This is a genomic window from Nostoc parmelioides FACHB-3921, assembly GCF_014696625.1.
Taxonomy (GTDB): Bacteria; Cyanobacteriota; Cyanobacteriia; order Cyanobacteriales; family Nostocaceae; genus Trichormus; species Trichormus parmelioides.
In genome coordinates this window covers 122,746-140,429 of record NZ_JACJQL010000009.1, presented here as the reverse complement: position 1 = coordinate 140,429, position 17,684 = coordinate 122,746, and the positions used below count along the sequence as shown (strand labels likewise).

At 39.2% G+C, this 17,684-nt stretch carries 16 protein-coding genes; 6 read left to right on the top strand and 10 right to left on the bottom strand.

The annotated features are described in order from the left end of the window. From H6G14_RS08955 to H6G14_RS08935, 5 genes are all read right to left on the bottom strand, one after another. Entirely contained in the window at positions 1–282 is a 282-nt protein-coding gene (locus H6G14_RS08955; protein WP_190567009.1) for a type II toxin-antitoxin system mRNA interferase toxin, RelE/StbE family, read from the bottom strand. Then, positions 263–493, bottom strand: a complete 231-nt coding sequence (locus H6G14_RS08950; RefSeq protein ID WP_010998603.1) for a hypothetical protein — start codon at positions 491–493, stop codon at positions 263–265. Before H6G14_RS08950 ends, H6G14_RS08955 begins: the two co-directional genes overlap by 20 nt. A gap of 181 nt (positions 494–674) precedes the next feature. After that, positions 675–1,061: an SMU1112c/YaeR family gloxylase I-like metalloprotein gene (gene gloA2 / locus H6G14_RS08945; protein ID WP_190566964.1), complete on the bottom strand. Its 387-nt coding sequence runs from the start codon at positions 1,059–1,061 to the stop codon at positions 675–677. Between the two features lie 4 nt (positions 1,062–1,065). Then, on the bottom strand, positions 1,066–2,349 hold the full coding sequence (locus H6G14_RS08940; protein WP_190566961.1) for a vWA domain-containing protein: 1,284 nt from the start codon (positions 2,347–2,349) through the stop codon (positions 1,066–1,068). After that, positions 2,346–3,602 carry a vWA domain-containing protein gene (locus H6G14_RS08935; protein ID WP_190566960.1) on the bottom strand — a complete coding sequence of 419 codons (1,257 nt, stop codon included), beginning with the start codon at positions 3,600–3,602 and terminating at the stop codon, positions 2,346–2,348. The genes H6G14_RS08940 and H6G14_RS08935 overlap by 4 nt, the downstream gene beginning before the upstream one ends. A gap of 249 nt (positions 3,603–3,851) precedes the next feature. Here H6G14_RS08935 and H6G14_RS08930 point away from each other — a divergent pair, with 249 nt between their 5' ends. From H6G14_RS08930 to H6G14_RS08920, 3 genes are all read left to right on the top strand, one after another. After that, positions 3,852–4,514 carry an ATP-dependent Clp protease proteolytic subunit gene (locus H6G14_RS08930; RefSeq protein WP_011318142.1) on the top strand — a complete coding sequence of 221 codons (663 nt, stop codon included), beginning with the start codon at positions 3,852–3,854 and terminating at the stop codon, positions 4,512–4,514. Positions 4,515–4,577: 63 nt separating this feature from the next. Beyond that, on the top strand, positions 4,578–5,171 hold the full coding sequence (locus tag H6G14_RS08925; RefSeq protein ID WP_011318141.1) for an ATP-dependent Clp protease proteolytic subunit: 594 nt from the start codon (positions 4,578–4,580) through the stop codon (positions 5,169–5,171). A 268-nt stretch (positions 5,172–5,439) separates the two neighbouring features. Then, positions 5,440–6,063, top strand: coding sequence for a J domain-containing protein (locus tag H6G14_RS08920; RefSeq protein ID WP_190566958.1), 624 nt, complete (start codon positions 5,440–5,442; stop codon positions 6,061–6,063). Between the two features lie 59 nt (positions 6,064–6,122). Here H6G14_RS08920 and H6G14_RS08915 read toward each other — a convergent pair whose 3' ends face one another. Next, positions 6,123–7,454, bottom strand: coding sequence for an aromatic ring-hydroxylating dioxygenase subunit alpha (locus H6G14_RS08915; protein WP_190566956.1), 1,332 nt, complete (start codon positions 7,452–7,454; stop codon positions 6,123–6,125). 180 nt (positions 7,455–7,634) lie between these two features. Here H6G14_RS08915 and H6G14_RS08910 point away from each other — a divergent pair, with 180 nt between their 5' ends. Further along, positions 7,635–7,895 carry a MoaD/ThiS family protein gene (locus H6G14_RS08910; RefSeq protein ID WP_190566951.1) on the top strand — a complete coding sequence of 87 codons (261 nt, stop codon included), beginning with the start codon at positions 7,635–7,637 and terminating at the stop codon, positions 7,893–7,895. Positions 7,896–7,941: 46 nt separating this feature from the next. Here the strand turns inward: H6G14_RS08910 and H6G14_RS08905 are convergent, their stop codons facing one another. Next, complete coding sequence (locus H6G14_RS08905; protein WP_011318137.1) at positions 7,942–8,139, bottom strand: hypothetical protein; 198 nt, start codon at positions 8,137–8,139, stop codon at positions 7,942–7,944. Between the two features lie 469 nt (positions 8,140–8,608). Then, positions 8,609–9,805, bottom strand: coding sequence for a 1-deoxy-D-xylulose-5-phosphate reductoisomerase (locus H6G14_RS08900; protein WP_190566949.1), 1,197 nt, complete (start codon positions 9,803–9,805; stop codon positions 8,609–8,611). Between the two features lie 383 nt (positions 9,806–10,188). Between H6G14_RS08900 and H6G14_RS08895 the strand changes: the two genes are divergently transcribed. Together H6G14_RS08895 and H6G14_RS08890 are read left to right on the top strand one after the other, a co-directional pair. Continuing rightward, positions 10,189–11,493: a mannosyltransferase family protein gene (locus H6G14_RS08895; RefSeq protein ID WP_190566946.1), complete on the top strand. Its 1,305-nt coding sequence runs from the start codon at positions 10,189–10,191 to the stop codon at positions 11,491–11,493. A 211-nt stretch (positions 11,494–11,704) separates the two neighbouring features. Then, positions 11,705–12,877, top strand: a complete 1,173-nt coding sequence (locus tag H6G14_RS08890) for a hypothetical protein (protein WP_190566944.1) — start codon at positions 11,705–11,707, stop codon at positions 12,875–12,877. Positions 12,878–12,937: 60 nt separating this feature from the next. On the opposite strand, the gene H6G14_RS08885 is transcribed toward H6G14_RS08890, so the two are convergent. Continuing rightward, positions 12,938–14,485: an ArnT family glycosyltransferase gene (locus tag H6G14_RS08885; protein ID WP_190566942.1), complete on the bottom strand. Its 1,548-nt coding sequence runs from the start codon at positions 14,483–14,485 to the stop codon at positions 12,938–12,940. Positions 14,486–14,507: 22 nt separating this feature from the next. Further along, the gene (locus H6G14_RS08880; RefSeq protein WP_190566941.1) at positions 14,508–16,946 is read right to left on the bottom strand and encodes a hypothetical protein; all 2,439 of its coding nucleotides are present in this window, start codon (positions 16,944–16,946) and stop codon (positions 14,508–14,510) included. Positions 16,947–17,684 lie beyond the last annotated feature (738 nt).

Genomic DNA, 17,684 nt, shown 5'->3' with positions numbered 1-17,684 from the left:
TTAATATACTTCATCATGGCTACCAATATCAATCAGTAAAATAAGCATTTCTAATAAAGTTTCATCCTCAGAAAAAGTGAATACAATTCTACAATTATAAGTAACAGAACAAGACCACAAACCAGCTAAATCTCCTGTTAACTTATGAGACTTTAAAGAAGGTGTAAATGGGTCGTCTGCTAAAAGCCTTAATACCTTAACTATCTGATCCTTTAATTGTGGTTTTTTCTTGATAATTTTCTTGAAAGAGCGCTTAAATCCACTACTCCAGACAACTTCCATCATCGTCTCCTAGTAAATCAGCGATCAAATCATCAACGCTGCCTCTCTTTGCTGTCCCATCTTTCAAAGCCTGCATTACTTCCTGACTATTAGCCAAAATTTCAACCCGTCGATTCTCAATTCTTTGCTGGCGAAGAAACTCAAATAAATACTCTTGATCTTCTGTGGGCAAACTTTCAATAGAATTAATAATTTCTTGTAAAGTCATCATAGAACTTCCTAATCTAGTAAATTCTACCTTTCCTAACTCTATTTTAACGTGAGTTCGACAAGTCTTTTCTGACCTCTCCCCTAGCCCCTCTCCGACGCGGAGAAGGGAGTAAAGAAACCCGGCAATTTGCAGTTAGGTTTAATTTAGCCCTTATACTTAGAGGATGTTTGAAAATTTTCTATTAATGTTCATATATTTCTAAAGGCAAATTATCCGGGTCTTTAAAGAAAGTAAATTTCTTACTAGTAATCTCATCAATTCTGATATTTTCCACCTCTACATCATGAGATTGTAAATAAGCAACAGTCTCTTCTATACTCTCAACAGCAAAGGATAAATGTCTTAAACCGCAGGCTTCTGGAGTACTTGGTCTTTGGGGTGGGTTAGGAAAAGAAAACAATTCAATTTGCGTATTTTCGTTAATCCGTAAATCTAACTTATAGGAATTGCGAGCAGCACGAAAAGTTTCTTGAATAATTCCGAATCCTAGAACTTCCACATAAAATTTCTTCGATCGCTCATAATCTGAGCAAATAATCGCTACATGATGAATACCAGTAGTTTTCATAGAATTAAAAACTTTGTAAAACTGTCTTGGACACAATTCTAGTCTTCTTTAAATCTGCATTTGAAAGTTTTTCCCCAGCTTGCAGCCGAGTAGCAGAAGTTTGTAAAATCGTGGCTGCATTATTATCGCCGATTTGTAAAGCAGTTTTGGCTGCTGTTTGTAACATTGTCGCCGCACCAGAGCGATCGCCTTGGCGCAATTTTGTCTCTGCTAATTGAGTTTGGCGATACTTAGCTAATGTCAAAATAGATTGATGTACATGAGGGTCGAAATCCGCTTGATAGGCCTGCATCACATTTGCATATATCGGCCAAATTTGTGAAAGCAAACCCTCTTCATTCAGACTTGGATTATCATAGCGGACTTGTACATTACCAATTACCTGCTGTCCTTCCGGTAGCTTTCCCAGGTAAAGATTCGCTAAAACCACCCGGTTCTCATCTTTCATCAAATCTCCCAGACGGATAATAAAAGTCCCATCTGCTTCTGGTTCTACAGGTAACTCAATAATATCAGGGGCAACTTGGGCAATGGGTCGCAGTTCTGCTAGCCGGACTTGCGGCGCAAGAGACAGCATGAGGTAAGCATTCGTTAAACCAACCGATTGCACCCTCGCAAACAGGCGATTAAAGTGATGGACAGCTTGTTCTGGACGCTCAATGTGAGCTAAAGTTCCGCCACCAGCATCAGCAATTGTCTCTAATAAATCCTGATTCCAATTATTACCAAATCCCAAAGTATTAATAGTGAGGTTGATTTTTGCCGCCTTCTTGGCAAATTCCAGACAACGCCTGCTATCATCTTGGCCAATTTCCCACTTCCAAATTTTGAGACTATCTTCACCATGACCATCCGTAAGGAGAAATGCTTGGGAAACAGCGCCTCTTGTCCCCTTCATCAGTTCTGTAATTCCCTGTTGCAAACCCTCGGCAATAACTGTACCGCCGCTAGCCTGTAGTTTCTTTCTAATTTGAATTTTGATACTTTCGGGATCTTCGACTATTTGATTGGGGATAATGACTGTCGCAGACCCGGAAAACGCCACAACTGAAATCCGATCGCCCGGCTGTAACCTATCTAATAATCTCTCAACAGCCGCAATTACCATTTTCAAAGGTTTACCGTGCATGGAACCACTTTGATCCAAAATCAAGCATAAATTGAGTGGTAAATTTTGCTCGAACTGCTCGGCGACAGCAGAAATGGAAATTGCCAATTGACGCTGGCTGCTCAATTGAGTGGCATCAATATTAGTATCACTTAACGCTCTTAGCAATTGAACTTTCATTTGGGAGGGGTATCTTGCAAGACGGTTTTGGAGACAATCCGGGTTTTCTTGCGATCGCTTTCTGATAAATCTTGCCCAGCCTGTAGTTGAGTCGCAGAGGTTTGTAAAACTGTCGCCGCGCCTGTGTCACCCATTTGCAGGGCAGTTTTGGCAGCAGTTTGCAACATAGTAGCCGCACCCACGCGATCGCCTTGTTGCAATTTGGCTTCTGCTAGCTGGGTTTGCCGATACTTAGCCAAAGCTAAAATCGACTGTTGCACCTGGGGATTAATAGCTGGTTGGTACGCCCTAACAACATTGGCATAAACGGGGATATTGGGAGTGAATAACCCGGTTTGGTCTTGTGCTGGGTTATCATAACGGATCTGCACATTGGCAATGGGTTGTTTACCCTCTGGCAACTGACCCAGATAAATATTAGTCAAAATCACCCTTTCTACATCCTTCATCAAATCTCCCAGGCGAACAGCAAAACGGCCATCTGTTTCTTGTTGCAGGGGTAACTCAATTGTGTCTGGGGCAACTTGGGCAATGGGTTTAAGTTCTGCGAGGCGGACATTAGGCGCAAGAGACAATAGCAAATAGGCGTTTGTCAAACCCACCGTTTGTATCCGACTGAACAGACGACCAAACTCATCTACCGCTTGTTCGGCTTTCTGGATATAAGACAAACTTCCCAAGCCTGCATCCGCAATTTTTTCTAAAACATCTTGGTTCCAGTTGTCGCCAAATCCCAGAGTATTCAACGTCAAGTTATAACCAGCCGCCAGTTGAGCAAATTTCAAACAGCGATTGTTATCACCGTGTTCGTTTTCCCCATCGGTTAACAAAAAAGCTTGAGAAATCGTTTCTTTTTTCCCCTTGGCTAATTCCTCAATCCCCAAGCGCAAACCCTCATCAATGGCTGTCCCACCATCAGCCGCCAGCCGACTGATTTGTTTTTTGATTTGTTCTGGGTTATCGATGACTTGATTGGGAACTAAGATTTTAGCACGGTGATCAAAAGCTACCACACTTAGGCGATCGCCTGTCTTCAGACGGTCAACTAAACGAATTGCCGCCTGTTTGACTATTTCTAGGGGTCGCCCATTCATCGAGCCACTATGGTCAAGAATCAGGCATAAATTAAGCGGCACAGTACGGTCTTGAGGTTCAGCACCAGCCGAAATCGAAACTGCCAACTGACGCTGGCTGCTTGGCTGTTGTGCATCCAAATTGGCATCATTGAGGACAGGCTGCAAATTAACTTTCATAACCCTTAATTCCTGGTTAGGATAGATACATTCATGAATAACTCCAAAACGCTACACCAGCGCTACGGAAAACTTTATTAAAGTCAATCCATTAATATATTTCAGATAATATATTCAGAATATCTTAGGAGCCACCTGTTGGCAGATGCTCTGTTACCTCTGATTAGCGAGAAAACCGCACTTGAAGAGAGCTAGCATCGCGCTAGGATGTATTACAGTTAACGGCACTATATCAGGCGATCAGTTGCTATGGACATTTCCCCCATCAAGGCTGTTCAAGCCCCTTACTACGGTGACAACTCCTACAGGACACCGCCACCAGATTTACCCTCCCTTTTACTCAAGGAACGAATTGTCTATCTGGGGATGCCACTGGTTCCTGCTGTTACGGAATTGATAGTCGCTCAACTATTGTATTTACAGTCTGACGACCCCGACAAACCAATTAAAATTTATATAAACTCCACTGGCACCTCCGGTTATAGTGGCGAACCTATTGGCTTTGAAACTGAAGCCTTCGCCATCTACGACACCATGAAATACATCAAGCCTCCAATTCACACCATTTGCATCGGTTCGGCGATGGGGATGGCAGCAATGTTACTGAGTGCTGGGACAAAAGGTTGTCGCGCTAGTTTACCCAACGCCTCAATTATCCTGCATCAACCAAAGAGCTACGCCCAAGGTCAAGCAACGGATATTCAAATTCGAGCCAGAGAAGTCTTGGTAAACAAAGGTTCAATGGTTGATATTTTCGCCCGCACCACCGGACAAGCACCAGAAAAAATCACCAAAGACATGGATCGTCTCCTATACATGACTCCTTATCAAGCCAAGGATTACGGTTTGATTGACAGAGTTTTTGAAAAAGAAGAACTTGCAAATCCACCACTACCAGCAAGTGTTCTTTAAACAGTCAACCGTCAACCGTCAACAGTTAACTAACTAGAACTAATTACAAACGGAGTCAAAAAAATGCCTATAGGAGTTCCTAAAGTTCCGTACCGGATGCCAGGCGGCCAGTTTACAGATTGGATTAGCATCTACGATCGCCTATACCGGGAACGGATTATTTTTCTGGGACGCGACGTTGATGATGAAATTGCTAACCAAATCATCGCCGTCATGTTGTACCTGGATTCGGAAGACCCAGGTAAAGATATTTACTTGTATATCAATTCCCCCGGTGGGATGGTAACATCTGGCTTGGCAATTTACGACACAATGCAACACATCAAATCAGATGTGGTAACAATTTGTGTAGGTTTAGCCGCTTCGATGGGTTCTTTCTTGTTAGCGGCTGGTACCAAAGGTAAGCGCCTAGCATTACCCCACTCACGGATCATGATTCACCAACCCTCTGGTGGAACCCGTGGACAAGCAACCGATATCGAAATCGAAGCCAGAGAAATTCTGCGGATTCGCCACCAGCTCAATCAAATTTATGCCAACAACACCAATCAACCCCTAGCCAAAATTGAAAAAGACATGGATCGGGACTTTTTCATGTCAGCTCAAGAGGCGAAGGAATACGGCTTGATTGACCGTGTGATTGAAGAACGCATCTAGAAAGGGGGCAGGGGAGGCAGGGGGCAGGGGAAGCAGGGGGAGAACTTACCCCAAAATTTTCGCCCAGTCCCCAATCCCCAAGAATTCTTTGAATTTTGAATTTTGAATTTTGAATTTTGAATTTTGAATTTTGAATTGATTTATCCCCAATCCCTAGAAAAACTGTCAAATGTGAACTATAAATTATAAGATTATTGTTTATTATTAAAACTTTCAGCAAAAAGCTTACTCGCTGATGGCTGAATATTACAGAATTAAGTAGATCAAAATGGATCTCGGAGATTGCTACCGTTTATTGGGTTTAAGGTCGGGAGCTTCATTTGCTGATATTAAAGCCTCTTACCGACGGCTGGCGCAGCAATATCATCCTGATATCAACCCTAGTGATAAAAAAGCTCAAGATAAGTTTATTGCCTTGACTGAGGCTTACAGATTTCTGTTGACGGTAGTACCTCCAGAGGAAACGTCCCCAAAGTCAAAGCAATCACCTACCTCTAGTAGTGAAAATATCAAAGCAACTCACCAAGAGAAAGCGCCTACGGCTACCGTCACAGATGAAAAGCCGTCTCCATCAAAACCACCAAATATTATAGAAATCGAACAACGGTTAAAGTGGAAGACTTACGAACAACTGCAACGGTTTTTGCGGGAAAGAAGGTTTCCCCAAGCGATCGCCTTAGCAGAAGCTTTAGCCGCCCGTTTACCAAAAGACCCAGAAGTACGCCAATGGCAAGCGATCGCCTATCAAATCTGGGGACGCGCCCTCATTAACGAAAATCAACTCCTCAAAGCCAGAGTCTATCTCAAAAAAGCTTTAAAAACTGACCCCCATAACAAAGCATTATGGGAGGAAGTACAGCGCGACTTTCAAAAGTTGGAACAGATATTTTGAGAGGATTCAACAGTTAACAGTTAACTGTTGACGGTTAACTGTTAACTGTCAACCGGTTCTTATTTTTCAGCGTGGATATAATCTACAAAGTAAAATTTGGGAACTAGCCAAAATTTTAGCCAAGAGTAGAGTCCCAATCCTAAGATGGCTGTAATTATTAAGGGTAAACCTAGCTGGACTCGTAAAGAGTCTGGGAGAACGGCAACCCCAGCAATAATAATGGCGAAATAGCCTAGCAGTATCACTTGTAATAACTTGATATTTTTCAGTGCATTACGACAACTACTGCAATGCTGGGTATGTTGTTTGTATCTGTCTAACACAACATCCCGGCTGTCGTTGATTGTGTAAGCTTCAGGAATGGCGATTCCCACTTCTTTCCAAGGTAATCGCCCCTCACAGTATTTATCAAACCACTTGCGAAATTCAATTACTAGGCGATCGGCGCTTGTGGGCATCTTGTAAGCTGTTTTCCAACTGGCTGATAATTGTCTTTGTTGGAGAAAATACTCTTGCTGCTTGAGCAAAATCATATCCCCATCAAGTACTAAATTACGCGTTTTGACGTGATCCCACCATCGGGGTGTAAGACGATACAGTGTCTTAGCAAAATTGCGAGGAAACTGAGCGACAATTCTTGATTTGCCAGGAGAGACAGGAAGGCAATAAGTGACAAGTCCTACTTTTTTTCCATCATCACCAATACTAATGGCATATTCTAAACGACAAGGCGGTTCAAAGGTAATCTTTGCTTTGAATCGTCCATCCGCCACAGCTTCAATCAAGCCTGGTGTTGATTGCTGAATAATAATAGGTGTAGCCCTGGCCTGTTCTCGATTACCCTGTACTCCATGATGGGCAAAAGGAACGTGACTAGGATCTGCCACATTTTCTACTAGGGTTTGCCAGTCGTATTCCAAATCGCGGACGAAAGAACTCCACACAAAACCTTTGCTAGCGTCTACTTGTGGTGACAGAGGTAATGGTGTTTGATGGGCTAATTCCTGAGAGTTTACATCTGGCCAAACCCAGAGTAAATCATTCTCTTGACGTACTGGTAAGGAAATAACACAAAAATCTTGGCGGTTTTTAGTAACTATTTCTGGATTATCGGCTTGAGGAATGTGGGTACACACACCCTCACTATCAAATTGCCAGCCGTGATAACTGCACATTAAGTTACCTGTTTTATCATCAATACGCCCTTCACTTAAGGGTGCAAGACGGTGAGGACATTGATCTATAAATATCCGAAAACCCTCTGACGATTGTGGTTTCCAGATCACTAAACGAATTCCTAAAAGAGTAACAGGGGTTGGTCGTTTGGGGTCTAAGTCTTCTATGGGTGAGACAGGATACCAGTGCTGAAAAAAATTGAATTCAGGTTGCATTTTACCTTAAAATTGAATAAATTTTATTAAGTGTATGTAAAATCAGATAAATTCAAAGTCAGCAATCAACTTGCTGTATCAAGCTGCCAATTTCTATCATTACCTAAATTGGTGACCATTTGTCTTCTCATCTAAGTCTTTGCCAAAATCCTCGCATAGTAAGATCGGGGACAAAATATTATGTCCAATTCTGCAATCACTATCACCATCAAATTATTTGCTGTTTACCAAGAAGCTTATGGAGTACCACAACTGGTGTGGGAATTTCCCAATGGTACACCTGTAAGCGCAGTGTGCGATCGCCTCATAGCCGAACGCCCAGAACTAGCTAAATGGAGAGATATCACGCGCTTTGGCATTAATTTAATATTTGTCGAGCCCGATACAGTTTTAAAAAACGGGGACGAAGTAGTGCTAATTCCCCCTGTTAGCGGAGGTTAGGCTGAAGTAATTATCCAAACTATCTCATTCCTGGCTCAATTCGCCCCTATTTCCCACCTTGTACTTGTGATAAAGTTTGTGCAAACTGCATGATTTGATGCCAAATATCCTGCGGCGTAATGCCAAAACCAATGTTTAATAAAATGAGAATGGCAGCAATAGTTAAGGCATTAGTGAGAGTCGCTTTTAATACCTTCCAAACAATAACAAACACAATCCAAGCCAAAATAAGCGTAGGAATCATAAATATAAATTCCTCAAGATTTATCTCTGAATTTTCAAGGGACTTAATTAGTCAGTCTATATTTTTCCGGGAAATAATTACCTATAATTTTTGTCGCAAGTGTAATGTTTTTAACATCATATTATGTCTAGCAATACCTGAATCTTTGGGCAACTATTGCAAAATGACTATACATAGAGGAATTGCTTGATTCCGGAATTTAACATGAATTTTTAGACAAATGCACTAAAGAGATTTTTATTTTTAAAGAATTCATTAAGGATAAAAAACTTCTGTATCTTGATACCTTACGTGATTTCAGATTTTTCTCACGTAAGACACCAAGATCAGCTATTTTGCTTTTAATTTGCATAATCCATAGTGAGGGCTGTTGACCGTTGACCGTTAACAGTCAACAGTTAATAGCCCTTATTAGTAATTATGCTTTTTTAGGGGACATTAGCTTACTAAGTATTTGCAATTTCAATGCTTAGTTGACGGAAATTATCTGAGGTTGGCTTGCTAAATTTTTAGTAGCTGTTAAAACTTCTTGTCTTGCCCATTGATCTGCTGCCAAGATATCATCTAAAGAAGGATTTGCACAGTTATCATTTTGATGGCGATCGCACACTAATTCGATACACCGAGGAATATCTAAAAATTTGATTTTCTCGTCGAGGAATAATGCCACAACCTGTTCATTAGCGGCATTTAACACCGCTGGCATGGAACCACCAGCCCTACCAGCCGCATAAGCCAACTGCATACAAGGATACTTTTGGTGGTCTGGTTCACGGAAGGTGAGATTACCAGCTTTGACTAAATTTAAGCGTTCCCAGTCTGTGTAGATGCGTTCTGGCCAAGATAAAGCATATAGCAAAGGTAAACGCATATCCGGCCAGCCGAGTTGGGCTAAAACAGAGGTATCTTGCAGCTCAATTAGTGAATGAATAATACTTTGGGGATGGATGACAATTTCGATATCTTGATAATCTAACCCAAACAGGAAGTGAGCCTCAATTACTTCTAAACCTTTGTTCATTAAGGTAGCTGAGTCTACGGTAATTTTTCGCCCCATTGACCAGTTAGGATGTTTCAGGGCATCAGCCACCGTCACTTGGGCTAATCTTTCCACATCCCAATCCCGAAAAGCACCACCGGAAGCTGTGAGTAAAATCTTCTTTAAGCCGCCTTTTGGTACACCTTGGAGGCACTGGAAGATGGCAGAATGTTCGGAGTCAGCAGGTAATAATTTAACGCCATGTTTTTCTACTAAGGGTAAGACTACAGGCCCACCGGCGATGAGAGTTTCTTTGTTTGCTAAGGCGATGTCTTTACCAGCTTCAATGGCGGCGATTGTTGGCAATAACCCAGCACAACCGACAATACCAGTCACAACTGTTTCAGCATCACCATAACGAGCAACTTCGATCACTCCGGCTTCGCCCCCTAGTAAAATCGGTTGGGGATCAAGGTCTTTGATAGCTGCTTGGAGTGCTGGCAATTTTTCGGCGGCAGAAATCGCTGCTATTTGGGGACGGAATTGGCGAATCTGTTCTGCCAACATTTCTACATTGCTTCCCGCCGCCAACCCCACAATCCGAAACTGATCTGGGTACTGACTGACGATATCTAGGGTCTGAGTACCAATTGAGCCAGTGGAACCAACAAGAGTAATACTTTTCACAATTGCTTAAGGATTTACCGACAACTCCCACTATAAATTGTTGAGGACTCATTAATAGGACTTACGTACCCAGATTTTTTGTTGAGACTGGGTGTAAGGGTGTAAGGGTGTAAGGGTTTCAAACACTTATACCCCTATACCCCCACCCTTCAAAGGATTAGGGACTAGGAACAAAACTCATGGGACATTTGAGAGATTATGTGTCTTTAAATACTAAATATTGAGTTTTAAATCATTAAAATTTTTCCGAAAATCATTGAATGACCGTTATCTTGTGGTGGCATGAAAGCCAATCATAGCTATACTAAATTTTGTCCAATTTTCTGTTGTTTATTTCTATAAGAAAAAAATGTGTAAGGGATTGTTAGGAAAGACTCAACTCTATGTTTGAAAAGCCAATATTCATCAAAAAATTTTTATGGAAAACTGATTTTCTCTTTCCTGGCATTCTCTGGTTTCTTAGCCGCATCCTCATTTGGATAACGATGTTGTTAGTTGCGCCAAATTTACCGTCAGCACCAGAAAGATTATCTAGTTTAAGCTGGGAAGTTTTCGATGCTTGGGATAGCGTGCATTATAGAGCGATCGCCACTACAGGATATGAATTTGTGGATGACGGTAAACAACACAATCTAGCGTTCTTTCCCTTGTTTCCCTTGTGTATTCGGTTATTGATGAATTTGGGTTTGTCTTTTGAAGTAGCTGGTCTTTTAATCAACAATGTGACTTTTTTGGCAGCACTTTATATTTTGTACTTCTGGCTGAAAAATTCTTATGGAATCAGTATCGCTAGATGGGCTACGGCTGTGGTTTCTTTTTACCCATCGGCGATGTTTACAGGAGTAATTTATACAGAAGGACTATATCTGTTTTTGAGTACAGCTGCTTTACAGGCTTTTGATCAAAAGCAGTATGGCTGGACAAGCTTCTGGGGTGCTTTGGCGACAGCAACACGCCCCACAGGGATGGCTATGATTCCCGCATTGGCGATCGCTGCTTGGAAAGAACGCAGACCCCCAATTGCTTACATCGCAGGTTTAGCGACTGCGACAGGAGTCATGGTCTTTAGTTTATATTGTGCCGTCAGCTTCCACAATCCTCTTGCCTTTATCGCTGCACAACGGGGCTGGCGACCATCTCTAGGCTTTGATTGGCAAGGATGGTTAGGTATGCTGATGAGAATTGTCGTGGGGCCACAAAACTGGCAGTTTGGTTGGGTTCAGCCTACATCTGGTTGGATTAATGACCCTTGGCATCCTTTGTTGTTTATCCTGATTGTTGGTGGAGGATATTGTTTATACTACTTTCGTCAATATTTGCACTCCGTCAAGATCATTTATGGTTGTTACGTTTTAGCGTTGTTTTTGTTATTACTAGCACCAGAAGATTTAATTAATCGCTTACTCAATGTATTCATGGTCTTTGGCGGTAGTTATGCGTTGTGGCGTTTTCGTGAAAACCTAACTTCTGTAACTGTGATGTACGGTTTTTGTGGTATCGGACTGCTGCTTGCTTCTGGGGGAACAATATCCTTAAGCCGCCTAGCTTATGGCATAGTACCTTTGAGTGTAGCGATCGGTGTGCTGTTATCTCGCTGTCCCCGTCAAGGATATTTTGTTCTAGGTTTATTTATCACACTACTCGCTAGGTTAGCTGTGGGATTTGCCCAAGAACAGTGGGTAGGGTAAATAAATCAGTGTTTTGTATGTGTTAAATCCATTTTCTCTGTTACACGCGTTGACACAGCTTCTTTTTTTGGCGCACTTTCGCATACTCCTCTAGAAAAGCAAGATACACGCAACTGGCATTCCTTGCTTTTCTAGAGATGGTATTTCGCCAGTTTCTCTAAGTCATATATAATAACCACAATTTCCAGACACTCCATACCATCTGCCACTTATGACGAATAATTCAAATAAGAGTTTATTTAAACCGATTAAATCATTAAAAATATTTCCTCAACAAGTTCCCAATTATTTAACTATTTCTATTATTTTTGCTGTCCTCATTCGGTTAATTTGTGTTCCTAATAAATCCTCTGATTATACCTCTTTTTTAGCTCCTTGGTATGATTTTATAGCCACTAATGGTGGGTTTAGTGCTTTAAAACATGGTTTTGCTGACTATACACCTCCCTATCTCTACTGGCTTGTATTGGCAGCCACTCTACTTTCAGGATTGCCAAAAATATTTTCAATTAAGCTTTTTGCTATGGCTGTTGATTTTGTTTGTGCTTTCTTCACTTACAAAATTGTTAAACTTAAATATCCACAAGGTAGACAAGCAATTTTTGCTTTTATAACTGTTATATTGAGTCCTGTTGTTATCTATAATAGTGCTATCTGGGGACAGTGTGACGGCATATATACAACAGGATTGATTGCCTGTATTTATTTTCTATGTATACAAAAAGAAATTCCAGCATTGGTGAGTTTTGGGATTGGGCTTTCCTTTAAACTACAAGCAATGTTTCTCTCCCCTTTATTATTGATAATGTTGCTTAAAAAAAGAATACGTTGGTACTATATGCCAATAATTCCTTTAGTATATTTATTAGCAGTATTGCCTGCTTGGTTTGCTGGAAGACCGATGTCAGAATTATTATCAGTATATTTTAATCAAGCCAATAAATACAAAGAACTAGCTAAAGCTGTCCCTAATCTTTATCAGTGGATTCCTAATGATTTATATAATATAGTTGTTCCCATAGGCTTAATATCAACTATATTCGCAATAATTTTATTAGCTTACGTTGTAAATAAAAGTAAATTAGAAATCACGCAAGAAAGATTGATACATTTGGCAACAATATCAGTTTTATTAATGCCTTATATACTGCCAAAGATGCACCAGCGATATTTTTATCCGGCTGACATTTGTTCTATCATTTTAGCTTTTTACTTGCCACAATATCGTTGGGTAGCAATAGCGGTACAGTTGTCATCACTTTTCAGTTATTTGGGAACTCCTATACATATCAAGTTTTTCTCTATTGTTTTGGGTTATGTACTTTGGTTTGTGATCCGCAAGTGTGATTTGATTTATCCAAAATTAAATACTGCATTGCGGTAGTGAATTAACGAATTTTGAAATTTAATCTCAATTAAAGCGTTAATTAGATTTTTACCTAAATTAATTTTTGGATGGAGCAATCAATGTAAAGTTTTCCACCGTCCCTAGAATTTTGTTTCCAGATAAGTTTATCTTTTCTAAAATTGTATTATCTAAAAGCCAATAATGATTATTAGTTTCTATTTGCTGTGAAATTGATGGCTTAGTCAGAACTTGACAATCACAGTAAAAGTCTAGACTAGGGCGATTATAAGCGAAAGAAGTATAAATCTTTGTACCTGGTAAAACGTGTTGGCGGATTAATGCGGCGACTGGTTTGACTGGAAATGCTTCGTTTAACTCCCAAATCCATGACTGGGAACTCACAAACATGGCTAAAACTAAATACATTCCTGTAAATAAAACTGGAATAAAGTTGCGATCGCCCCGATGAACCAGCCATGCTACCGTAGCCATACTCACGGCTAACACAAGACTCATAGCAATTAGAATAGGCTGAGGTTCAGTAGTCACAAAGTAGACACAACCACCTAAACCTGCGATCGCCAGTATGGCAAAGAATACTACCCAAGTTGTTGATTTAACATGATGGTACTGCCAAACATCAGCCAATTTAGCACCAATGGCCAGAGCTAAAAATGGATATATTGGCATAACATACCAAGGTAGTTTTGTTCTCATCACGGAAATGCTGACTAAGTAGACAATTGTGCCAACAAGAGTTAAACAACCCCAAGAAGTGTCACGCTTTTTTGCAGCTAAATAAAGTCCTCCTGGCAAGAACAATAGCCACGGAAATCCATATTTGAGTATTTCCAGTACATAGTACCAAGGTGGGCCACTATGTCCTTCTACAGGTTGGAAAACTCGGTTAAAAGTTTGTGATTGCAGGTTTATTTGTAAAAAACTACCTCCGTAATGTTGCCATTGAGCGATATACCAGGCGATCGCTGGCGCATTTCCTAAAAACAGCCCTGACCATAAATAAGGGCTGGTTAATAAAGTTAATTGTCTATTTGCTAAAAGAAACAAACCAGCAATTCCACCTAATAGCAAAACCATCATCCCTTTAGTTAGAGCAATTAGCCCTAAACCGATACCCACACCTAAAGCATATTTTTGATTTTGGCGGGCTTTTAGTAGACAAAACAAAACGAATAAAAAAAAGGTGATAAGTGTACCATCTAACATTGCTAGTCTTCCGTGACGTACCACAGGCAACATAGTTAAATACACTAATGCGGCAAACAATGCCGGTAAACTGCGGTTAAAAAGCGATCGCCCTAACAAGTACAACAAAGGTACTCCCAGCGCAGTGATAAATGCGCCAGGAAAACGTGTTGTCCATTCATTGACACCACCAATAGAGTAAGCCCAAGCAATTAATAAGTGCATTAAAGGGGGCTTGTTATGATATGCTTCCCCCGCCAAGGTGGGATAAAGCCAACGCATAGAACCAACTGGAGCCTGCCAAATGTCACGAGCAACCTGTGCTATTGTACCCTCGTCCCAATCTCTTAAAGGTAAGTTACCTAAAAATGTGAGCCACAAAGCCAAAGCAGCCACCAACAAAACTAATAGTAATTTTCTTTGTGTGATTGGGAGCATATTAAAACTTTTATCTGATGTTTTAAAAGTGAACTAATGGCAAGAATTTCATAATATTTGTTACCGTTTTCAAGGTTTTTAATTCTGGTATATCTGGTTGTAATTTTTCTGCGATCGTTAATTTTGCTTCAGCTTGTTTTGGTTGAAAATCATACAAATAAACAAATGCTAGATACAGCCACACGTAGGGATTTTGTTTATCGTATTGAGTTAACTTGGTTAAATTTTCGATTAAATCTGGAACTTGTCTTTGTAAAAGTTGTGATAGCACCAAAGTATAACGCCAGTTTAAATTATCCGGCTCATTTTGCAGATGATAACTAGCTGCAAATTCAATTTGTTTTAAGTAATCTTGAGTAGGATCATATTGATTAAAATTCGATATTTGCTCAAATATCTGATCTAATTTACCCTTTTGTAGTTCTAATCCTAATTGGGACATTCTAGAAACTAAATCTAAAGCTGGTGCCTTTTCTATTATCCCCGTATCGGACAAATTTACGGTAATATTAGCGATATTCAAAGGTGTAACTTTACCATTTCTTCTATCTAAATATAGCGCTGATAGTTGATATTTTCCCAAAGTAATGTTTTTGGGAATAAATGCGGAGAGATTTTCTGTTATCTGAAAAACTCCTTGAGGATGGCATTGCAGACCACAATATAAGTTACCTAGAGCGATCGCGTGGTCATGATAAAATGATGACTTTTCATTTTGCCATTTTAATAGTAATAAACCATTTTGTAATTCATCCCAGGCACCTGTTATTTTATAAATAATTGAGTTGTTTCTATCTGTCACAAAATTATTAGCCGTTATAACTTGTTTTAAAATAACTTGAGAATCACCACTATCTAACTTGTCAACGACTACAGCAGGATTTATGCGGTGATACAATCGTAATCTATCATCTTGGGGCAATTGCCACTCATCCTGTAGTTTTAGATATTTAGAAGATTCCACTAAAGATTTCAATTTTCTTTTAGTTTCTCCCCTTTCTCCAGGTTCATCAGGTTCATTTTCTCTAGTAACATACCAAGAAAAATACTCTAAATCCTGCTCAACTTGAGATAATTGCGTCGTCAATTTTCTGCTATATACTTGAAAATCAGCTAATGTGCCAAAATAATCTAAAGTAAACTGATTGACTTGAGGTGTTGAAACTGGAATGACTCCTAAAGCTGACCTTAAATATGGATTTATTTGTTTAATTTTGCCTATTAGTTGGGAAAGTGGATATTTTTTCGCCTCATCATTAGGAAAATGCTTAATTCCCAATCCTTGAATCATTGGTAGAGGGAATAAACTATTGAGTAAAACTATGAAACTCAATCCAATAGTAGTTATTCGGAGTCTGTTAAACCATTTATTATCAATCAAATTACAAAAATAAGACAAAATTAAACTGATTATCGGAAAACAAGGCAGAATAAACCTACTATCTTTATTAGTACCAAGAGAACAAATTACATAGCTACTCAGCAAAAAAATGATTAACCAATTTAAACTTGACTGATGCAATTTATGTTTAATCGCACGAATATCAAATTTATTTTGCCACAAATAAACTAGTAAAGTCCCTACACTTACAACTAATATCGGTAAGCCAACACTGTCTGGGATCATTTGTGGATAAACTAACCATCCGGCAATAGTAGTAGCTGGAGGATCACCCTCTCTTTGACCTACCCTATTAGCATTTAACGCGGATGTAATAATAGTTAACCAATTTAAACCGTACCAAAAACCACAAACTAGCCAAGCTACTATCAAAGATAACCCTGCTTGGATTAACTTCAGATAACTACCTTTTTTAATGAAGCTAATTAATGTGAGTATGCCAGGAATAAAAATAAAAATAAATCCTGTCGGTTTTGCTAACATAACAAACCCTAGACCTATTCCTAAACCTAAGGTTAATAACCATGTTAAAAAGCCTGTTTTTCTATCTTTCCAAATAGTTAATATAGTAAATGTTAAGGTAACGATCGCTGTTAAACCATAGTCTAATAAATAGTCTGTTCGTATAATTCCCAATACGGGAAATAGTAAACAAAATATACTTGCTATTATGGCAATACTTCTATTTTTAAATAAATAAATGCCTAAGTTATAAACTGAAACGATGATGATAGCTGTATATAACAGGTTTACCAAACTTGCTTGGTCATATCCCCTACCAAATAAAAATAAGAATGGCACTGTACAAATATATACAAAAGGAGCGCGATAACTAGGAGTTATTTGCCACAGAGATAACCACCAGTCACCAGAAAAAATATTGAAGTTTTGAAAAATTCGATAATGGTGCAACACCGTTGTTAGATGTGCGCTTTGATCATAAGCGGGAATAGATTCATCTATGAAAAACCAAATTCTGTCTATAACTAATGTGGCGAGAAAAATTGTCAACAGGATGATATAGTCTCTTTTGATTTTAGAAGCATCCGAGTAATTCATATTTACGGCAAAATATTAGTACAACTAACTATAGTTAGCCAGCCTTGCAAATTCAGTGGCAATGAATAATAAGTGTTCTAAGTTACAGAAAAGGCTAGCGATCGCCTTTTGTTCTTTCAACGTCACAAATCTTACTATATATGTGTGTTGTCAATTAAAAAAATTTAAAGCTGGTGGGATTAAACCATACAATAGCGCTGACTCAGCAAATCCTGTCACAAAGAAAAAAGGCCGACCAGTGATCTAACAACCAATCATCTGTTGGAACACTTAGATGAAAAGCTGATTAATTAAGATTAATCATACTATGAGCGATCGCATTTCAATACTGATCCATAGACTCTAAAATCAGATATTTATGTAATTTTTTGACATCAAACAGCTTTTTTACCGTGTAAACCATAATTTACCTTGTCAATACAGGCTCTTTTGTAGTTGTTAAATATTGAGAATTTTCGATAATTTCAGTAAATATACTGTAACAACGTATATATAATTTTTATATTAATAGGATAGCAACATTAATTCACTAGAGGATTGAAATAGCAATTATCAAGCTAGTCAGATTTTTGTTGAAATTATATATATTGAATAATTAAAGTATTTTTATACATAAAATTCAGTATTTAATTATTAATTTTTCATGAATATCTCAAAGAGTATATAGATTAACTAATCTAAACTTCTTGGTAATGCGAAACTATGTTTAGGCAAATGTCGTCCATTTGCTGGACAACA